Origin of the sequence: Neobacillus pocheonensis (assembly GCF_050477905.1) — a bacterium.
Lineage (GTDB): Bacteria > Bacillota > Bacilli > Bacillales > Cytobacillaceae > Neobacillus > Neobacillus pocheonensis_A.
The window spans coordinates 19,207-38,419 of sequence record NZ_JBCNAD010000007.1 but is presented as its reverse complement, the minus strand read 5'-3'; the positions used below and the strand labels follow the sequence as shown (position 1 = coordinate 38,419).

Here is a 19,213-nt window from a genome sequence, read left to right as displayed (position 1 = left end):
TTATGAAATTTGTAAAAAATGATCAAACTGCTGTTTTTGCCCTGGGTGGTTTAGGAGAAATTGGCAAAAACACTTATGCAGTTCAATTCCAGGATGAAATTATTTTAATTGATGCTGGAATTAAATTTCCTGAGGATGAGTTATTAGGTATTGATTATGTCATTCCTGATTATACCTATTTAGTTAAAAATGAAGAGAAAATTAAAGGATTATTCGTTACCCATGGACATGAGGACCACATCGGTGGTATCCCTTATTTGTTGCGTGAAATAAACATACCAATTTACGGCGGGAAACTGGCGCTTGGTTTAATAAAAAATAAATTAGAAGAGCATGGCCTTTTAAGGAATGCAAAATTGATTGAGATAAAAGAAGACGACGTAATTAAATTCAGAAAAACATCTGTTACGTTTTTCCGCACTACCCATAGTATTCCTGATTCCTATGGAATAGTAGTCAAAACACCGCCAGGTCAAATTGTTCATACAGGTGATTTTAAATTTGATTTCACTCCTGTTGGTGAACCTGCCAATTTAACGAAAATGGCCGAAATCGGAAAAGAAGGCGTTTTATGTCTACTTTCAGATAGTACCAATAGTGAAATCCCGGATTTCACTATGTCAGAACGACGTGTCGGCGAAAATATCAATGATATCTTTCGTAAAGTTGATGGCCGAATTATTTTTGCTACCTTTGCATCTAACATCCATAGGCTACAGCAGGTAGTAGAGGCCGCTGTAGAAAATGACAGAAAAGTAGCTGTTTTTGGTCGGAGCATGGAGGCTGCAATTAATATTGGCCTTGAATTAGGATATATAAGTGCTCCAAAAGAAACCTTTATTGAAGCTAACCAAATTAATCGTTTACCTGCTGACAAAGTCACCATTCTTTGTACGGGAAGTCAGGGAGAACCAATGGCAGCCCTTTCAAGAATAGCAAACGGCACACACAGACAAATTCAAATCATTCCTGGAGATACTGTTGTCTTTTCTTCATCTCCTATTCCTGGTAACACGATAAGTGTCAGCCGAACAATTAACATGCTGTATCGAGCCGGTGCTGACGTCATTCACGGAAAATTAAGCAATATCCATACTTCTGGACATGGCGGCCAAGAAGAACAAAAATTAATGCTTCGTTTAATTAAACCTAAATTCTTCATGCCAATTCATGGTGAATACAGGATGCAGCGAATGCATGCTAAGCTTGCAGTGGACTGTGGTGTCGAAGAAGAAAATTGCTTTATTATGGACAACGGTGAAGTATTAGCCCTTTCTGAAAACTCTGCACAAGTTGCAGGAAAGATTCCATCAGGCTCAGTTTATATTGATGGAAGCGGTGTAGGAGATATTGGGAATATTGTATTACGTGACCGTCGAATCCTTTCAGAGGAAGGCTTAGTTGTAGTGGTTGTAAGCATCAATATGAAGGAATTTAAAATTGCATCAGGACCAGATCTCATTTCTCGTGGTTTTGTGTATATGAGAGAATCAGGCGATTTGATCAACGATGCTCAAAGTTTAATAACTAAACATTTAAACAAGGTTATGGAGCGAAAAACAAGTCAGTGGTCCGAAATCAAAAATGAAATCACTGACACATTAGCGCCTTTCCTATATGAAAAAACAAAACGCAGACCAATGATTTTACCAATCATTATGGAAGTTTAATAATAAAAGCGGAAGCCTTTTAAAGAGGCTTCCGCTTTTGTTATTCTCTACTACTATTTTTCTTCCTTCGAAAATAAAGATATCCGACGAAACCTATAATAGCTAAGATCGCCAGAATCGGCAGATTACCAATAATCAATACCACTAGACCTGATAGACCAGCTAATAACGTATTTGTGCTTTTCATAAATTGCTTTTTCGTTTTTTCCCAAGTATTTAGTTTGTCTTTATCAATATCGGGGACGACAACCTTGTTCTCAAAAAGAGTAATGGTTACTGTTGAAAATGAAGTTTGATTTTCTAAAAATTTCATTTTACCCTCAATCGTCTCAATTTCCTCTTGAACAGCCGCTAAATCAGCGGATATTTTTAATAAATCCTCTGTTTTCGTTGCGGTTTTCATAAATGATAATAGTCTTTCTTCAACTAGCCGCTTCGATTTTAATCTGGATTCCAGGTCGACATATTCCTCGGTTACATCCTGACCTGTAATGTTTCTCTGTAGGACCTCCACAGCCTGCCCCTCTGCGTCATGTAAAAAAGCTTGAAAATTCTTTTGAGGGATTCGGATGGTTATACTCCCACTCACCTGTTCTTTGCCTTCCTTTGTTACATTAGAGGACGCGACGTATCCGCCATACGCTTCGGCCTTTTCTTCAAGATTTCCAATCGTTTGTTCAAACTTTTTTACCCTCAGCTGCAGATCAGCTTGATAGATTACCATCTTGTTTGGTAAATCTATTTTTGATTTCTCCTTTGGAGTGCTCGAATTATCTGTCTCACCAGAATAAATCGAGGCTTTCTCCCCATTACTTGACTGCGCTGAATCCATGGCAGCCGTATCATCCTTACTCATTTTTACATCCTCAGAACGATTTGAACTACACCCTGTAATACCAAGCATTATAACTATGAAAAAAATAGGGAACATCTTTTTTACCATTTTCAATCTTTGACACCCCTTTTTCTCTATTTATTATTACGGACGGTTAAATAATGACAAGGTTACAGTGAAGCAATAAAAAACTGCTCGCCGATAGAGACGAACAGTCTTTGATATTTATTCAGTTTTTTCCAATTCATCTAAAACACGGTTTACACGCTTTTCAAGCATTTTCATTCCGCTGCCGCCTGCTTGGAAATGACGAAGCTTTCCTTCACGGTCAAATACATAATAAGCAGGTACATATTGATTTTCAAATGCTTCCGTTAACTTGTGCTCACTATCAACAAAGATTGGTTGGTTTATGCCATGTTCAGCAGCCACTTGTTTAATTTCCTCAAGGTTCAAATCGTTTTCCGATCTTGGCATATGAACTGCTACCACGTTTAGTTTATCTTTAAAGTCATCACGGAATTGGTTAACCTGCGGCATTGCCTCTTTACATAAATGGCAGCTAATCGACCAAAAATGGATTAAGGTTGGCTTGTCACCAATTAACTCATCCTTCGTTACTTCACTATTTAACCATTCCGTTGCTCCGGTTAATTCTGGCATTGGCTCACGTAATTTCATCGAAATTCCTCCTATGAAAAAGACCTAACACTTTAAAAGGTTAGGTCTATCTTGTTTGGTTAATAATTATACGTTAAGAGTAGCTTGTCCTGGCTTCCAGTTTGCTGGGCAAAGACCGCCAGTTTGTAATGCTTGAAGAACACGTAATGTTTCATCAACGTCACGGCCGATATTGTTGTGGTTAACAACAGAATACATTAATTCACCTTCAGGGCTGATGATGAATAAGCCGCGAAGTGCAATACCTTCTTCTTCAATTAGAACGCCATAATCACGGGCTACAACATGGTTAGTGTCTGCCGCTAATGGGTAATTTAAATCGCCAAGTCCGTTTTCCTTACGATCTGTTTTGATCCAAGCAAGGTGTGTATGAATAGTGTCAGTTGAAACACCGATTACTTGTGCATCAAGGTCTTCAAACTCATCATAACGATCAGATAGAGCTGTAATTTCAGTTGGACAAACAAAAGTAAAGTCCATTGGATAGAAGAACAAAACTGTCCATTTATCATTTTTCATATTTTCTTCAAGACTTACTTTACCAAATTCTTTATTTGGCAATACTGCGTCCATTTCAAAGCGCGGGGCTTGTTTAGCTACCATACGTTCTGGCATTTGAATCCCTCCAAATTAATTAAGTATTATAGCAATTCTCATTTGCTATCTCTTTGACATTTTTTATTATAGGACAAATCTAAATTTGAGTCAATATTAAATTATAATTAATTTAAATAAATACTTATTATTAATTATAACCTAAAATTCCCCTTAATCAGTTTCTCCTATTTGTTCGATAATAAACGACGATATGTAACAATATTCCTTTTATTCTCTTATATTTTACCATGATTATCCTAGAGAATAAAATGATTAGCCTTCAGCTTTATACGATAAATAGCTCGTCATTATCTTAACAGCAACCTCTATAGCCTGTTCATTGGGATTTAATTTGGCATGGTGTAGCCCGAATGGTGAATCGACACCAAGCCAGAACATGAGACCAGGAATCTCTTTAAGCATGTACCCAAAATCCTCTCCAGTCATGGCCTCTTTGCATTCGATCACCTGAACATCTGTATTTTCTTGTATATAATTGATAAAATCCCTTGTTATGGATTCCGTATTATAAACTTGGTGATACATAGAGCCATAATCAATGACAGCTTCACATTCAAAGCCTGTTTCAATTCCTTTTACTAATGCCTCGATGCGATGCTTCACTTTCTTCATCGATTCTGGCGACAATGTTCGAATCGTTCCTTCGAGCCTTGCTTTTTCAGCAATGATATTTTGAACGGTTCCCCCGGTAATTTTTCCAATTGTTATAACAGCACTATCTAACGGGTTTACATTTCTTGAAATAATAGTTTGTAGCTGAGTAACGAGTGTACATGCCGCTATAACCATATCATTTGTTTGGTGTGGATAGGCTGCATGCCCGCCTTTTCCCTTCAAATCAATGAACAATTCCGAGGTATTGGCAAACAAAAGCCCTTCTTTCACAGCAATTGTCCCGACAGGATACTCCGGCGCAATATGAAGAGCAAAAATCATATCAGGCTTCCATTCCTGCATTTCTGCTGTTTTTAACATTGGTTCGGCTCCGCCCGGTCCTTCTTCTGCTGGCTGGAAAATAAACAGCAGGTCATCTTTAATCGGATTTTCGACAAAATGCTTCAGAACTCCAAGAGCGATTGTCATGTGAAAATCATGTCCACAGGCGTGCATTCTATCCTCATGCGAAGATGAAAACGGCAAGCCTGTTTCTTCACTGATCGGCAATCCATCAATATCCGTCCTGAAACCTATTGTTTTTTTAGGCTTTAGACCATGAACCTTTACAAATAATCCTGTTTTCCATTTTTTAATCGATAATCGCTCTTGAGGTAAATTCTCTAAATACGCCAATAAGTATGCTTGCGTTTTATACTCCTGAAATCCAAGTTCAGGAATTTGATGAAGGTCACGGCGTATTTTGATTAATGAATCCATTTTTTGCCTCTCCTTTTTTAAAAAGAAGCGTGGAGGTTCTCCACGCTTCCGTTTTATTATAGTTGACGAAGTTCCTGCATAATTTCCGTTTTAGACTTTGTCTTTTCGTCAATATCTTTAATTTTTCTAGCTGGCATTCCTGCTACAACGGTATATGGAGCTACGTCCTGAGTAACCACTGCGCCTGCCGCTACAACGGAACCTTGTCCAATGGTAACTCCTTCTAGAACTACAGCATTAGCACCAATTAAAACATCATCTTCAACAACTACTGGCTTTGCTGATGGCGGTTCAATGACGCCTGCTAGAACGGTTCCAGCGCCAATGTGACAATTCTTTCCGACTGTTGCCCTTCCACCTAGAACAACACCCATATCAATCATTGTTTTTTCGCCGATAACGGCTCCAATATTGATAACAGCCCCCATCATAATAACGGCATTATCACCGATTTCAACTTGATCACGAATGGTAACACCTGGTTCAATACGGGCATTGATATGCTTTGTATCAAGTAATGGAATGGCGGAATTACGGCGATCATTTTCAACAACAAAATCTTCAATTTTTTGTTTGTTTGCCTCCAGCGCTTCGCTAATTTCTGCCCATTCACCGAAAACAACGCCAGTATTTTCATTTACAAAAGTCTTAGCACTAGCGCCAAAATCAATCCCAGCTAAATCACCTTTTAAATAAACCTTCACTGGAGTAGATTTTTTACTATTTTGGATAAAAGAAATAATTTCATGTGCATCCATCATTTTCATAATGCTTTGTACCCCCTAATTGTATGTACTAAAAAATAATTTACCAAACAAAAGGACTGAAAACAAGAAAAATAGCCCGAAACCTTCCTAAGATTCAGAAATATGTTCTTTTATGAGTTCAACAAATGCCTGAACCTGCTTTAATTGGAAGGAAGACTCATATCCCAGCAGCCATGTATCCCTTTTAAGCGGCTTGTCATTCTCATCTAAAAGGGGAATTTTGAAAATATCCCGTTCTGCTTTAGTCAGAGTAATCCCCGGCAATATGGCATAGCCAATTCCGTTAAAGGCCATCTGTTTACAGGTTTCAATTTGATCCACAAGCACTGTTCTTTTTGGCGATGTTTTAAAATTTCTCATCCACCAGTCCTGAATTTCCTGATAATAGTTCGAGTCACTTCTAAACTGGATAAATGGACGGTCGATATCCAAAACTTGTTCCTGACTTGTAATTTCCCTGTCAACCAGGTAAAGGGGATCATCGAATAAATGTACTTTCACCCCCTTCCAATCAGGAGTACCCCGGATAATACCAATATGAACCTGATCATCATATAAGCATTTTAATATTTCACTGCTCCAACCTGTAACCAATGATATTTTCGCTTGGGGATATTTATCAATAAATTTCTTTAATACTTGAGGCAGCCAGTTTTGACCTACTATCGAGGCAACTGCTATTTTCAGGGTGCCTGACACTCCGGACTGCAGCGAATAAATATTTTCACGAACCTTTTCTTGCTTATTGAGAACGTCATTTACAAAATTAATTACTTGCTCTCCTGCAGGAGTGAGGGCTAGGCCTTTTTGCGAGCGGATAAATAATTTAGCCCCCCATTCTTTTTCGATGGTTTGCAAGCGCTGAGAAAGGGCCGGCTGTGAGACAAATAGCCGCTCCGATGCTTTACGCATATTCATTTCTTGAGCTAAAACTGATAATAATTGAAATTCCGATAATGAGGACATGGTCTTCTCCTCCTTCAAAAAAGCTCTGTGCCGATTACACAGAGCTATCTTCCTTTTTGGGTATAAAAAATATTAACAGTAAACTAATCAAGGCAAAAGCGAGAACAATATAATAAACAGAATGTAACGATATCGTTAATCCATCTTGTAATAAATTACGGACAGAATAGGGCAGTTTATCCCGCTCATTGGCTTTGAGAAGTATATTTGCATCATCCACTGTTAATGACTTATCTTTCTCATTTAAATAATTACTTAAACGATTATTTAAAATTCCACCTAGTAGTGCAGCACCAATGGTATTCCCGAGGTTTCTCATAAACATATTGGCTGCCGTAGCAATACCACGCTGCTGCCAGCTAACAGTGCTTTGGATCGAGACGATAAAAGCCGTTGAGGTTAAGCCCATACCCACTCCTACAAAGAAGGAACCCACTGCTGCCCAAATAGGGCCTGATGAAGCAGACATAGTCACAAATGCAATACTACCAATAATTAAAAATACACCGCCTGTTATGGAGGTTTTTCGATAACCAATCGTGATAAGCATTTTACCAGCGAGAGCCGAGGAAATCGGCCAACCGATGGACATGGTTGTTAATGAAAACCCAGCTACAATGGCCGTCTGTTCCATTACCCCCTGTACAAAGGTAGGCAAAAAGCTGGAAATTCCAATTAACATTATTCCGGTTGTTAGCGAAGTAATATTGGCAATAAAAATTGATCTTTCCTTCCAAATAGAGAAAGGCATGACGGGTTCGCTTGCACGTCCTTCCTGATAGACAAAACAGATAAAAGCTACTACGGACATGGTGAGAAGACCAAGAACCTGCCATGAGCTCCAAGGCCTATGACTACCACCTTCTACTAAAACAAACATTAGCGATGAAATGGCAATCGTTAATAGAGTAGCACCAATATAGTCAATCTTATGCTTTTTCTTAGCGAGGTTCTCATGCAAAAATAGCCATAACCCAAGAAGAGCTAGAACTCCTAGAGGGATATTAATCCAAAAGACATAATGCCAACTGACATATTGTACAAGCAGTCCACCAACGGCAGGTCCAGTAATCGCAGAGATTCCCCAAACACTAGATAGATACCCTTGAATTTTCGCTCTTTCCTCAGCTGTATATATATCCCCTACAATGGTTGTAGCAATCGGAGTAACCGCACCTGCTCCAAGACCTTGAATTAATCGGAAAATAATTAAGGTTTTCATAGATGTAGCAAACCCGCATAGAATCGATCCAATTAAAAAGATAATAATTCCAATTGAAAGAATGGGTTTTCGACCAAAAAGATCAGATAATTTACCATAAATCAACACCGTGACGGCATTCATTAAAAGATATGCAGAAAATACCCAGCTGTAAAGAGTAAATCCACCCAAATCAGCAACTATTGCAGGCATCGCAGTTGAAACAATGGTCGCTTCGATTGCCCCCATGAACATCGCAAGCATGACAGCTGCTAAAACAAGCGGTCTTTTAGTTTGTTTTTTTTGAGCCGTTGATTTCTCAATAGCAGTGCCCAAACTTCACACCTCACCTATTTAAAAAAATACAGCCCCCAAAAAGGGGGCCAGGAGCAATTATTTATCATGTTTTGTAAAACGTTTTACCAATTTATTTAATTGATTTAATACAGTGCTTCTTGGCAAAATCCCTTCAAAAAATCCATCTTCTGTCTCAACACATAAAAAGGGCTGAGTGACAAGCAGCTCCAAGGACCTGCTAAGCGAACCGGATATTTTAATCCGAGGAATAGATTTTTTCATAACCTCTTCTACACGTTTATTCTCAAGCTTTTCAAATTCAATTCTTTCCAGCCCAAGAATGGAGTCCATGATAATCGGAGTGCTAATCAGCCCATGAAGCTTATAATGCGGGTCTAGGACTGGTATCGCGGTATAGCCGCTTTTTGTTAAAACCAATAAGGCATGTTCGAGACTGTTACCAATTTGCACATGTGCTACCCGTTCAGATGGGATCATTAATTCTTTAATCGTTAATTCTAAAAATTCCCCACTGGGAAGACTAATCATCGCCGAAAACTCCTCAATGTATGTTTTTCTACAGACATATTTTATCATAGTTTTCGGATGTCTGTGTAACTTTAAATACCTTGAGCATTAGGAAAAGAAAGGAACCATAAAGGTTCCTATTGAATTAGATCAAAGATTTCAATTGTAATCATATCAACATTATCAAATTGATATCGTTTTGGCTTTTCCTTTTCATTATATACTTCTAATTCAAACGTTTCCGTCTTAGGATGAAAAGTGACTTGGCACTTTCTTTCTCCATTAACCTCAAAATAACGCTGCGCAGGCTCACCGCTGCTTGATTGTTCTTGAAGATTTTTTAATCTTGTTAATATACCTTGAAGCTGTGACATTAATTTATTCTCCTTTCAAACACAAACAAACTTATACTTTTATGTTTCGCAATTGACTTGTTTCTATCCTTATTCACATGCCAATATTAAAAGAATAAAATAACAAACTCTATTTGTCCAAGTAAAAATGAAAAAATTGGCTAATTTTTTTAAAATAGCAAAAAAAATAGGCCTCATGTGGAACGAGACCTCCTAATAAAAGGTGATGGCTACAAAAAGGACGATAAACAATGCTAATGCAAAAAAGATTCCATAAGCTAGAAAAATGGGATTTTTTACATAAACATTTTTTTGGATCGGCTTTGCTATTTGGGTATCAATGTCCCCTTCCGCCACTTTTTGCTGTCTTCCAACAACAAGTGTATAAATAAACGAAACCGCAAGTAACCCTGCAATGATAATAGCTATGGTCATTTCAAAAAGATTCATGGCTTTTGCTCCTTCATAATAAAATCTAAGATTAAATTGCCACACCATGAATCATCTTATACAAGGACAAAATTACAGTAATTGATCGTGTTCAAATAAGTATTGATAAGAAATATCGATAAATAAATATTCATTTTCGTTCATGGGATATGAAAAGGTTCGAATATTCTCTCCTGTTTCGATATCACAATATAAATCGGATAATATCCCTTTTCTTTCGTTTCTCATTTTAATGATATTTTCTAAAAAATAAGGTCGCCAGCTCCAGTTTTTGTTCATATATTCTGATTGAATAACCCATCCATTTTTTCCATTAAAAAAATTCGCTGATTTTTGAAAACCATCTTCATCACAAATATACATTCGAAAAGCAATTTGATCCATTTCCTTCACTACCGCCTGAAATAGCTCTTCATAGCCAACTTTTTTGTTTTTCATGACGATTTCTTGGACTTTTACATGAAAATATTCTGTAGCTAAATAAACACCCTCTAATTTTCTTTTTTCATAAGAAATAAAATCGTGAAATTTTTCTTTTAAGCGATGTTTTAAAAAATCTCTTTGAATAAATTCAGCTTCAGGTGGATATAAATAAAAGCCTTGATAATAGCGGCCGCCGTTCTTCCATGCGAACTGGAGTTGATAGCTCATCTCAATATTTTCAAATAAGAGCGTGGCTCCTATTTTTCTTGCTAAAAGAGATAACGTGAACAACACATCATTAAAGTTCACTCCAGTGGCAGTTGATTTAAGTGCTTCTAGATTAATTTTCAAAATATCTGGTTCCAGCTGGCCAATGCGTTCAAAATGATGGCTTTCACTATCAATGCTGGAAATTGCAATTTTTATCCCATATGTCCTATAATACTGTAACAAATGATCAAATTGATCTAAATCACCCCGATAATTTCGGTCCGAAATTTCAAGGACGATCCGGCTTAAGTTAAATCCTTTTTTTTCAAAAGCTAATAGTTCTTGTAAAAAAGGCTCACCATGTCCATACATTAATAACTCAGCATTTCGATTCAGAAATATACTTATATCATTCTCAAGATCAAATGCTTTTTCTAGTGCTTTCTTAACTAACAGCAGGTCCACTTCAAATTTATATTCATCCGGAATTTGATCATCCTTAAAAAAGGGCCCCAGGCTAATAATATTATCCTCAGTTCGATATCTTCCCAAAACTTCATAGGCAATGACTTGTTGCTCATCGGCACTAAAAATCGGTTGGAAATAAGGAAAAACATTTTCAAGATCCGATAGGATTTCCAAGGCATCCATCCAAGTACCTCCAAAAAAAATTTTACTTATAATACCATACGTTAACATGCTCCAGCCCGTTCATTACCAAAAGGATACCATTATAGCAGAAAAGAAACAATCAAACACTATTCTCAAGCTTGTTAGAAAAGCGGAGGCTCCTTGAACAGGGGCGACAAGCATAAGACGAGCCGGCGGAAAGGTTGCTTTTTAACCTTTGCGACGGATTGGCTTAGACCAAAGAGCCCCTAGGCGCTGGAGCTAGACAAATAAGGAGGATAAGTTTTTGAAAAAACTTTGCTTAGTTGCCTCGATCCTTCCGATGTTTGGATGCAGCCACTTTAATGATGATACACCAAGTTCAAGCCCCAAAAAGAACAAGCCTGCTTCATCATATTCAGTTGTGGAAGAACCCAAGACCACAAGCTATTCGATTAATGATCTTACCAACCAAGTGATTAATCCAAAAAATACAGAATATAAAAATACAACCGTTAATACAACAGCGAAAAAAAATTCAGCCATGCTCAATGTCATATTAATTAGGCAAAACCCAGAGTTGAGATATGGCTGTGAAGTGACCAGCCTGGCGATGGTGTTAAATTATGCCGGTGTTAAAACGAATAAAATGGAGTTATACCGACAGGTTCAAAAAGATCCTGACCCGCTTATCAAGTCGCCTAAGGGTGATATATTGCGATGGGGTAACCCAGCTGATGGATTCGTTGGGGATATGTCTGGGAGAAGAGCCGGATATGCGGTGTTTGATAAGCCAATGATTGCTTTAATTAACCAAAAACTTCCCGGCAGGGCCGTCAATCTAACCAGTCTGCCTTTTGAACGGGTATTAGAGCATGTTTCCGCTGGATACCCAGTGGTGGTATGGACTACGGGGGATTATCGTATTCCTGACCGTTGGGAAGGTTGGTATCACGGAAACCAATATATTAAAACACCACTTGATTTACATGCCGTCGTTCTTGTAGGATATGATACCAATCATGTTTATTTAAATGATCCGCTTTCAGGAAGGAAACAGGTTAGAGTTAACAAACAGCAATTTATCACCTCATGGAAAGCACTGCAAAATCGTGCAGTAAGCTATCGTTAAAGCAGCCCGATCAGGCTGCTTTTTTTATGAATTTTCTTATTTTTTTCGAATAAAAATTAATAGTAACTATATCACTTGCAAAAAGAGTTAATTTTACTGAAAATACATAGGGAATCTACTTTTTATTAAGGCACTTTTAAATTTGGCTGTCGATTTCCGCTCCAGGCGCTCAGCGCCGCGCGGGCGTGCCTGGGAGCCTCCTCGGCTCATTAGCACCTGTGGGGTCTCCCCTGCCCCGTACTCCCGCAGGAGTCGAGCGCCTTCCGCTCCAATCAACAGAGTACATAAACAACAATATCGTTTAACAGCGCCTTCATTAAAGTAAATTAAAGATGGGTTGGTAGATAAAAATGCCTAAAAAACTGAAAAGGAGAACGTTTTTGAAACGAACTTTTGGTTCACTTCTTACCGTTTTCGGCCTAAGTTCGGGGGGCTACTTTTATGCCAATCGGATTGAGCCCTCATTACTCGATATCAAAAAAATAGAAATTAAACACCCTTTAATCCCTAAAAGCTTTAACGGTATAAAAATTATCCAGTTTAGCGATACGCATCTTGGCTTTCAATATAACTTACATCAATTCACAAAATTGGTAGATAAAATCAATTCACTTAAGCCTGACATTATTTTTTTTACTGGCGATTTAATGGATGAGCCTAATAAATACACTGAAATTAATAAATTGATTCCTATTTTGGAAAAATTGCGCCCACCCTTAGGGAAATTCTGTATTTTCGGTAATCACGACCATGGCGGCTATGGGTCTGATATTTATCGAAATATTATGGAAGCTACTAATTTTACCGTCCTATTAAATGAGTCGACATCCATTAGATTAAAGGATGGAAGCAGTATCTTTTTACTGGGTATTGATGATGCGATGTTAGGGAAGCCAGATTTGCCCATGGCCTTAAAAAAAATACCGAAGAATCGTTTCAAGATTCTTTTATCCCATGCACCTGATCTCGCTGAGGATGCATCGAGATATCCTATTGAATGGCAAATTAGCGGCCATAGCCACGGAGGACAAGTTAAAATACCGTTTATTGGGGCGCTCGTCATCCCACCATTTGCTAAAAATTATCCTGAAGGCCTTTATTCCATTGGAGTGGACAACCCATTAACGCTCTATGTCAATCGAGGAATCGGAACAACCAGACTCCCTTTTCGCTTTTTGGCAAAACCAGAATTAACCATTTTCACTTTAAAACAAACTACAATATAAAAAATCCTTACTCATTAAATAAGATAAGGATTTTTTAATTTAAAAATCGATATTCAAGTTCATCGATTGGCAAAGGTTTAGAATAATAATAGCCCTGAATTTTATGGCATTTTGCATTTACAAGAAATTCTACTTGTTCTTTCGATTCTACTCCCTCTGCGATAACTTCAAGACCAAGACTTTTTCCAAGATGGATAATCGTTGTGGTAATCGCTGCATCCTTCTCATCAACCATGATATCCCGAATAAAGGACTGATCAATTTTTAGAACATCAATAGGAAGTCGTTTTATATAATTTAGCGATGAATAGCCGGTTCCAAAATCATCAACTGAAATCGAAATGCCTAATTCTTTTACTTTTTTTATAATTGGGATGGCTTCTTTAGTGTCACTCATGACCCCTTCAGTAATTTCAATTTCTAATGAAGATGGCTTAATTTTATACTTTTCAATCATTGATTTAATAAATTGAACAAGATTTGGTTGATGAAATTGCTTAGGCGAGATGTTTATGGCAACACGTATATCATCATATCCACTATCATTCCATAGCATGATTTGTCGACAAACATTATCTATCACCCAATGGCCAATCGGTAGAATAAGACCTGTATCCTCAGCTAATGGAATAAACTCAGATGGCGGAATATAGCCAAAGTCTTTATTATTCCAACGAAGCAGCGCTTCAAAGCTTTTTGCCTTTCCAGAAGTAATTTCTATTTGCGGTTGATAAAACAAGGTAAGCTCATTATTGTCTATCGCCCTTCTTAAGTGTGTTTCTAATGTAACAAGATTGGAATAAACATTGCTCATTTCTGAACGATAAAATTGAGATTGTCCTTTACCCCTCTCCTTTACTTGAAAAAGGGCCTCATCTGCATTTTTAATCAACATTTCTGCATCTTTTCCATCATTAGGATACATACTTATCCCGATACTTGGTGAAATAAAATACTCTTGCGAATTAAAATAAAAGGATTGTGAAAAGGCAGAAAACACTTTTTGTACAAACGCACTTGTCACTTTTTGGTTAGATTTAAGCAATAGAATATTATACTCATCCCCACCTAAGCGGTAGATAAGACAATTTTCGTTTTGAAACTGTATTAGACGTCCTGCTACCTGCTTTAATATTTCATCACCTGCTAAATGGCCAAGGGTATCATTTAATTGTTTAAATCTATCCAAATCAATAGAAAGCAAAGCAAAACTATGGATGTTTTTTGATTTGGTAGCTATATTTTCATTTAAATGATCTATTAATGACCTTCTATTTAATAAACCCGTTAACTGATCATGAAAAGCCATGAATTTTAACATTTCCACATTTTTGGCCTGTTCTGATAAATCTTTAAAAATAACATAAAGACCGTTAATTTCACCGTGTATGACAATGGGGACTGTTTTGATATGAACAAGTAAAAGTGGCCCTTTTTTATGCAAGATTTTACAATCTAAAGTTTCCAAAGCATACCCAGTATATGTTTTCTCTATAAGATCTTTAAATTTTTCAATATCAGAATCATTTATAAGGTCGTAAATGGATCTATTTGACATTTGCCTTAGAGAATACCCAGTCAGCAGTGATGCTGCCGGGTTTGCTTCAAGAATCTTACCTTCTGGGCTAATTGTAAATATCGCATCCAAATTATTTTCCACAATCGAGCGATACTTTTGTTCACTTTCAATTATTTTCTTTTTCTCTATGTACCACTGGGTAACATCACGGGTTACCGCAACAATATAACTGATCGTATTATTTTCTTGTGAAATGGGAGTTAAAATCGTTTCTCCATACACCTCAAACTCATTGTTGAAAGTGAAATGATCGTCATACATCACAATATCTTTTCTTTTTAATAATTTCACATACTCTCGCTGAAGAGAATTGGCGATGTCAACAGGGAGAACTTCCTGAAGAGTTTTTCCAATTGAATTTGGAGAGAGTTTTGCTTTTTTCATCCCTGTCTCATTGACAAACAAATAACGAAACATGGGTCCCTTTTCAACCTTCATAACAAAAACCATATCTTGAATATGCTGAAAAATAATATCGAAGATTATTTTTTGTATTTTGTTACTTGCTTTGTCAGATGCTAGCTCATCCGTTAATAAATTCTGCAATTGATTCATGACATCATCCTTCAAACGAAAAAGTACTAAATTTTTCACAATAATGTTTTTACAATCTTTTATTTATATTTTACAATTAATTTAACTGAAAGAAAGCAATTTATTGAAAATATTGATTATTTTGCTAAAATTATATTATTCTTTCATTAGTATAAGAAATACTGGCATTCATATTCTGTTTATCAATAATCCAAGTATTTTATAGAACCTCTGCTATATTTTAATTCAGGTAAAAAAAAGGTATAATAAAGAGGTTCAAAAAGATAGAAAGGAGAACATATCTTGAATCCCGATCAGAAATATCCCCAAAAAAATGTAAATCTGACCATCGATAACCTCGCACAAGCAGTCTTTATTGTGAATCGACATGCAAAAACAGCAACAAACCCCAAATTTTTATACAAATTAAAACAAGAATCATTAAAAAAACTAATTGAAGAAGGCAAAGCAAAAAAAGTTGGTCTTCATTTTTCTGATAACCCCAAAAATAGCCAACAACAATCTGATGTCCTTGTTGAATGCGGAAGGTATACGTTCCATATTCCACCTGCTAAAATGGATTTTGAACAACTTCCACATTTGGGTAAATTAGATGACCGTGTAAGAAACCCAAAGGCGACACTTTCGCTAAATGCAGCAAAAGCAATATTACTGTCTTATACTGGATTATCTGAGTTAGGGCCTCCTTCGAATGATCAACGCCAAAAACACAGAACTTACCAAAAGCCTATTTTCAAAAAATTAGGCGAAAGATATTTTTAAATTTGGAAGGAAAGACATAAGTGGAGCATTTAATTAATCAACGAGTTAAAAATATTGAAATCTCAGGAATTAGAAAATTTTTTAATATGGTTTCGCATGTGGATGATTTGATTTCTTTTACAATTGGTCAGCCTGATTTCCCTACTCCCGAGCATGTGAAACAGGCAGGAAAAGATGCAATTGAGCAAAATTTTACCTCCTATACCCATAATGCCGGGACATTGGAATTAAGGAAGGCTGCTTGTGAGTTTGTCGAAAAGAAATATGGCTTACAATACGATCCTGATTCAGAAGCGATCGTTACGATGGGTGCAAGTGAAGCAATTGATATCACGTTTAGGACTATTCTCGCTGAAGACAGTGAAGTTATTTTGCCAGGTCCTATTTATCCTGGGTATGAACCCATCATACGCATGATGGGAGCAGCGCCTGTCCATGTTGACATTAGAGAAAATCAATTTCGTTTTACCCTTGATATGATTAAACCCTTTATTACGGAAAAAACCCGCTGTATCGTACTTCCCTACCCTTCAAATCCAACCGGGGTAAGTCTTTCAGCGGACGAGTTAAAGGAAATTGCTGACTATTTGAGCGATAAGGATATTTTTGTACTAGCAGATGAAATTTACAGCGAGCTAACCTTTGATCGCGAGCATCAATCGATTGCTAGCTTCCTGAAGGAAAAAACCATTGTCATAAACGGATTGTCAAAATCTCATTCGATGACAGGCTGGAGAATTGGCTTTTTATTTGCACCGGAAACCATTGCAAAACACATATTAAAGGTTCATCAATATAATGTTTCATGTGCAAATTCGATTGCGCAAAAAGCGGCTTACGAAGCGTTAACTGAGGGAATCGATGATGCCTTGTTAATGAAAAAGGAATATGAAAGAAGAAGAGACTTCGTTTATGAAAGACTAACTGCAATGGGTCTTAAAGCTGTTAAGCCAGATGGTGCTTTTTACTTTTTTATAAAAATACCATCCTCTATTCAGTTAAATAGCTTTGATTTTGCACTCGACCTTGTCAAAAAAACAAAAGTGGCGGTTGTTCCAGGAAGTGCGTTTTCAGAATATGGCGAAGGTTATTTCCGATTATCCTTCGCCTGCTCGATGGAAATGTTACAAATCGGACTAGACCGGATGGAAAAGTATTTTAAAAAATAAACAGGAAACCCTCACGATATTAATAAAAGTGAGGGTTTCTTGTTTTTAGATTAGCCATTAAATTTTCCGTTGTTTTTTGGAGCTTTTTCTTTTTTAGCTTTATCTTTATGGATTTTATTTGTGGCTGCAGAGCCAATTTCATGAGCAAATTCTTCATTTAGCTTAGAGGAGTCAAACCCCTTTTTGTTTTTTTGCTGGGCATCATTCTTTTTTGTTCGTTTCGCCATTAAAAATTCCTCCTATCAACTTTTCTATCATAGTTTTTTGAAGACAGGAGAAATTTATTCAAACTAGTTTTTCCAATATTTATAGAGTGCCTGGGTCCCGCTATTTCCTTCACCATGCTCCGCTAATTGATCATAAAGAGATTTCGCTAGTGCCAATCCAGGCACTTTCATTCCCATATGTTCTGCTTCATCCATGGCAATCTTCATATCTTTAATAAAATGCTTTATGTAAAAACCTGGTTCAAAATTTCCATTAAGCATTCTTGGAGCAAGATTGCTTAACGACCAGCTGCCGGCTGCTCCGGTTGTAATACTTTTTAGTACATTCTCAGGATTTAATCCCGCTTTTTCAGCATATATAATCGCTTCACAAACTCCAATCATATTAGAGGCAATGGCGATTTGATTACACATTTTAGTGTGCTGCCCTGCTCCGGGATTCCCTTGATAGACAATATTTGTTCCTAGATACTCAAGTAAAGGGCGCACCGTGTCAAAAGCATCCTTTTCACCACCAGCCATAATCGAAAGCTTGGCTTCTTTAGCTCCTACATCCCCACCGGAAACAGGTGCGTCAATCGCATGTATATCCCGTCTCTTGGCCTCTTCATAGATTCTAACGGCAAGAGATGGCGCTGAAGTGGTCATATCAATGAAATAACCACCTGGAAGGCCATGTTTAATCAGACCGTTTTCACCAAGATATACTTCTTCTACATCCGCTGGATAACCAACCATTGTAAAAACAACTGATGCCTTTTCTGCTAACTCCTTTGGCGAAGCCGCCCATTTGGCTCCACTTTCCAATAATTCTGCAGCTTTTTCCTTCGTCCTTGAATATACCAACAAAGAATATCCAGCCTTCAATAAATGTCCAGCCATACTATTACCCATGACACCTGTCCCAATAAAACCAATAACCGTATTTTCCCGATTAATCAAAATGATCTTTCCTCTCATTAGTATTTTCTATTATTTTAACACGAAAAAGACCGAAACGTCTCAGTCGTTCCGGTCCTTGTGCTCCATCTCCAAATTTATGCACATATTAATGTTGTCCTTTTATTTTTAATCATACTCCTATTTTTACAACTCTGAAGAAAAGTTCGTTAAATATACTCTTCCAAATACTTCCTTATCGTTGAATACTTCAATAGAAACGGCATTGTCCTTTTCGATCATCGTTTTAAGCTCTTGTATATGTAGATCCTCTTTTAATGGGATTGGATCCATAAAAATATATTTTTCACTTTTCCCTTTTACTTCTAAATATTCTCCGTTAAGTACTTGATCTTCTCCATAGATGATTTCCCTTTTTCCGATTGCGGCAGCTAGCTTGTCATCGTGAATAGTTACTTTTACCTTATATAATTGCTGGCCTTCTAAGATTTCATTATTGATCCTAAAACGAAATTGAAGCTCGTTATTTTTCGTTAGCAATGCATCTGCATAACGGTTTACAATAAGTTCATTTGAAAACAGAATCCCACAGCCGCTTACAAGTGACGAACAAAAAATTCCGATAACCAAAACGAATATCATGCGAATATTCCTGCGCATCTAAAACACTCCTTTATATTT

At 37.0% G+C, this 19,213-nt stretch carries 20 protein-coding genes; 5 read left to right on the top strand and 15 right to left on the bottom strand.

Annotation, left to right across the window (positions count from 1 at the left end):
• Positions 1-2: 2 nt before the first annotated feature.
• Positions 3-1,670 (top strand): ribonuclease J1, encoded by a 1,668-nt coding sequence (gene rnjA / locus ABES02_RS03015; protein ID WP_430130551.1) that lies wholly within the window; start codon positions 3-5, stop codon positions 1,668-1,670.
• Between the two features lie 40 nt (positions 1,671-1,710).
• On the opposite strand, the gene ABES02_RS03010 is transcribed toward rnjA, so the two are convergent.
• The 11 genes from ABES02_RS03010 to ABES02_RS02960 form a co-directional block, all read right to left on the bottom strand.
• Positions 1,711-2,526, bottom strand: a complete 816-nt coding sequence (locus tag ABES02_RS03010; protein ID WP_430130548.1) for a DUF4349 domain-containing protein — start codon at positions 2,524-2,526, stop codon at positions 1,711-1,713.
• Positions 2,527-2,730: 204 nt separating this feature from the next.
• On the bottom strand, positions 2,731-3,186 hold the full coding sequence (locus tag ABES02_RS03005) for a TlpA disulfide reductase family protein (RefSeq protein WP_430130546.1): 456 nt from the start codon (positions 3,184-3,186) through the stop codon (positions 2,731-2,733).
• 66 nt (positions 3,187-3,252) lie between these two features.
• Positions 3,253-3,801, bottom strand: a complete 549-nt coding sequence (locus tag ABES02_RS03000; RefSeq protein WP_430130543.1) for a peroxiredoxin — start codon at positions 3,799-3,801, stop codon at positions 3,253-3,255.
• A gap of 255 nt (positions 3,802-4,056) precedes the next feature.
• Positions 4,057-5,178 carry an N-acetyldiaminopimelate deacetylase gene (locus ABES02_RS02995; RefSeq protein ID WP_430130541.1) on the bottom strand — a complete coding sequence of 374 codons (1,122 nt, stop codon included), beginning with the start codon at positions 5,176-5,178 and terminating at the stop codon, positions 4,057-4,059.
• A gap of 56 nt (positions 5,179-5,234) precedes the next feature.
• Positions 5,235-5,945 (bottom strand): 2,3,4,5-tetrahydropyridine-2,6-dicarboxylate N-acetyltransferase, encoded by a 711-nt coding sequence (gene dapD / locus ABES02_RS02990; RefSeq protein ID WP_430130538.1) that lies wholly within the window; start codon positions 5,943-5,945, stop codon positions 5,235-5,237.
• 87 nt (positions 5,946-6,032) lie between these two features.
• Entirely contained in the window at positions 6,033-6,911 is an 879-nt protein-coding gene (locus ABES02_RS02985) for a LysR family transcriptional regulator (RefSeq protein WP_430130535.1), read from the bottom strand.
• A 34-nt stretch (positions 6,912-6,945) separates the two neighbouring features.
• Positions 6,946-8,376 carry an MDR family MFS transporter gene (locus ABES02_RS02980; RefSeq protein WP_430131296.1) on the bottom strand — a complete coding sequence of 477 codons (1,431 nt, stop codon included), beginning with the start codon at positions 8,374-8,376 and terminating at the stop codon, positions 6,946-6,948.
• A 129-nt stretch (positions 8,377-8,505) separates the two neighbouring features.
• Positions 8,506-8,958 (bottom strand): cyclic-di-AMP-binding protein CbpB, encoded by a 453-nt coding sequence (gene cbpB, locus ABES02_RS02975; protein ID WP_430130532.1) that lies wholly within the window; start codon positions 8,956-8,958, stop codon positions 8,506-8,508.
• Between the two features lie 116 nt (positions 8,959-9,074).
• Positions 9,075-9,311, bottom strand: a complete 237-nt coding sequence (locus ABES02_RS02970) for a YkuJ family protein (protein WP_430130530.1) — start codon at positions 9,309-9,311, stop codon at positions 9,075-9,077.
• A 192-nt stretch (positions 9,312-9,503) separates the two neighbouring features.
• Entirely contained in the window at positions 9,504-9,740 is a 237-nt protein-coding gene (locus ABES02_RS02965) for a hypothetical protein (RefSeq protein WP_430130527.1), read from the bottom strand.
• Positions 9,741-9,812: 72 nt separating this feature from the next.
• Complete coding sequence (locus tag ABES02_RS02960) at positions 9,813-11,024, bottom strand: EAL-associated domain-containing protein (protein WP_430130524.1); 1,212 nt, start codon at positions 11,022-11,024, stop codon at positions 9,813-9,815.
• A 265-nt stretch (positions 11,025-11,289) separates the two neighbouring features.
• On the opposite strand from ABES02_RS02960, the gene ABES02_RS02955 reads away from it, so the two are divergent.
• Positions 11,290-12,114: a C39 family peptidase gene (locus ABES02_RS02955; protein ID WP_430130522.1), complete on the top strand. Its 825-nt coding sequence runs from the start codon at positions 11,290-11,292 to the stop codon at positions 12,112-12,114.
• Between the two features lie 350 nt (positions 12,115-12,464).
• Positions 12,465-13,340 carry a metallophosphoesterase gene (locus ABES02_RS02950; protein WP_430130519.1) on the top strand — a complete coding sequence of 292 codons (876 nt, stop codon included), beginning with the start codon at positions 12,465-12,467 and terminating at the stop codon, positions 13,338-13,340.
• Between the two features lie 34 nt (positions 13,341-13,374).
• Here ABES02_RS02950 and ABES02_RS02945 read toward each other — a convergent pair whose 3' ends face one another.
• The gene (locus tag ABES02_RS02945; protein ID WP_430130516.1) at positions 13,375-15,474 is read right to left on the bottom strand and encodes an EAL domain-containing protein; all 2,100 of its coding nucleotides are present in this window, start codon (positions 15,472-15,474) and stop codon (positions 13,375-13,377) included.
• A 282-nt stretch (positions 15,475-15,756) separates the two neighbouring features.
• Between ABES02_RS02945 and ABES02_RS02940 the strand changes: the two genes are divergently transcribed.
• Both ABES02_RS02940 and ABES02_RS02935 read left to right on the top strand, forming a co-directional pair.
• A complete protein-coding gene (locus tag ABES02_RS02940) occupies positions 15,757-16,236 on the top strand; it encodes a YkyB family protein (protein WP_430130513.1) in 480 nt (159 codons plus the stop codon).
• Positions 16,237-16,256: 20 nt separating this feature from the next.
• Positions 16,257-17,405, top strand: coding sequence for an aminotransferase A (locus ABES02_RS02935; RefSeq protein WP_430130510.1), 1,149 nt, complete (start codon positions 16,257-16,259; stop codon positions 17,403-17,405).
• A 50-nt stretch (positions 17,406-17,455) separates the two neighbouring features.
• On the opposite strand, the gene ABES02_RS02930 is transcribed toward ABES02_RS02935, so the two are convergent.
• The 3 genes from ABES02_RS02930 to ABES02_RS02920 form a co-directional block, all read right to left on the bottom strand.
• The gene (locus ABES02_RS02930) at positions 17,456-17,632 is read right to left on the bottom strand and encodes a hypothetical protein (RefSeq protein ID WP_430130507.1); all 177 of its coding nucleotides are present in this window, start codon (positions 17,630-17,632) and stop codon (positions 17,456-17,458) included.
• A gap of 63 nt (positions 17,633-17,695) precedes the next feature.
• Entirely contained in the window at positions 17,696-18,574 is an 879-nt protein-coding gene (locus tag ABES02_RS02925) for an NAD(P)-dependent oxidoreductase (RefSeq protein WP_430130504.1), read from the bottom strand.
• Between the two features lie 144 nt (positions 18,575-18,718).
• A complete protein-coding gene (locus ABES02_RS02920) occupies positions 18,719-19,192 on the bottom strand; it encodes a hypothetical protein (RefSeq protein ID WP_430130501.1) in 474 nt (157 codons plus the stop codon).
• Between the last annotated feature and the right edge of the window lie 21 nt (positions 19,193-19,213).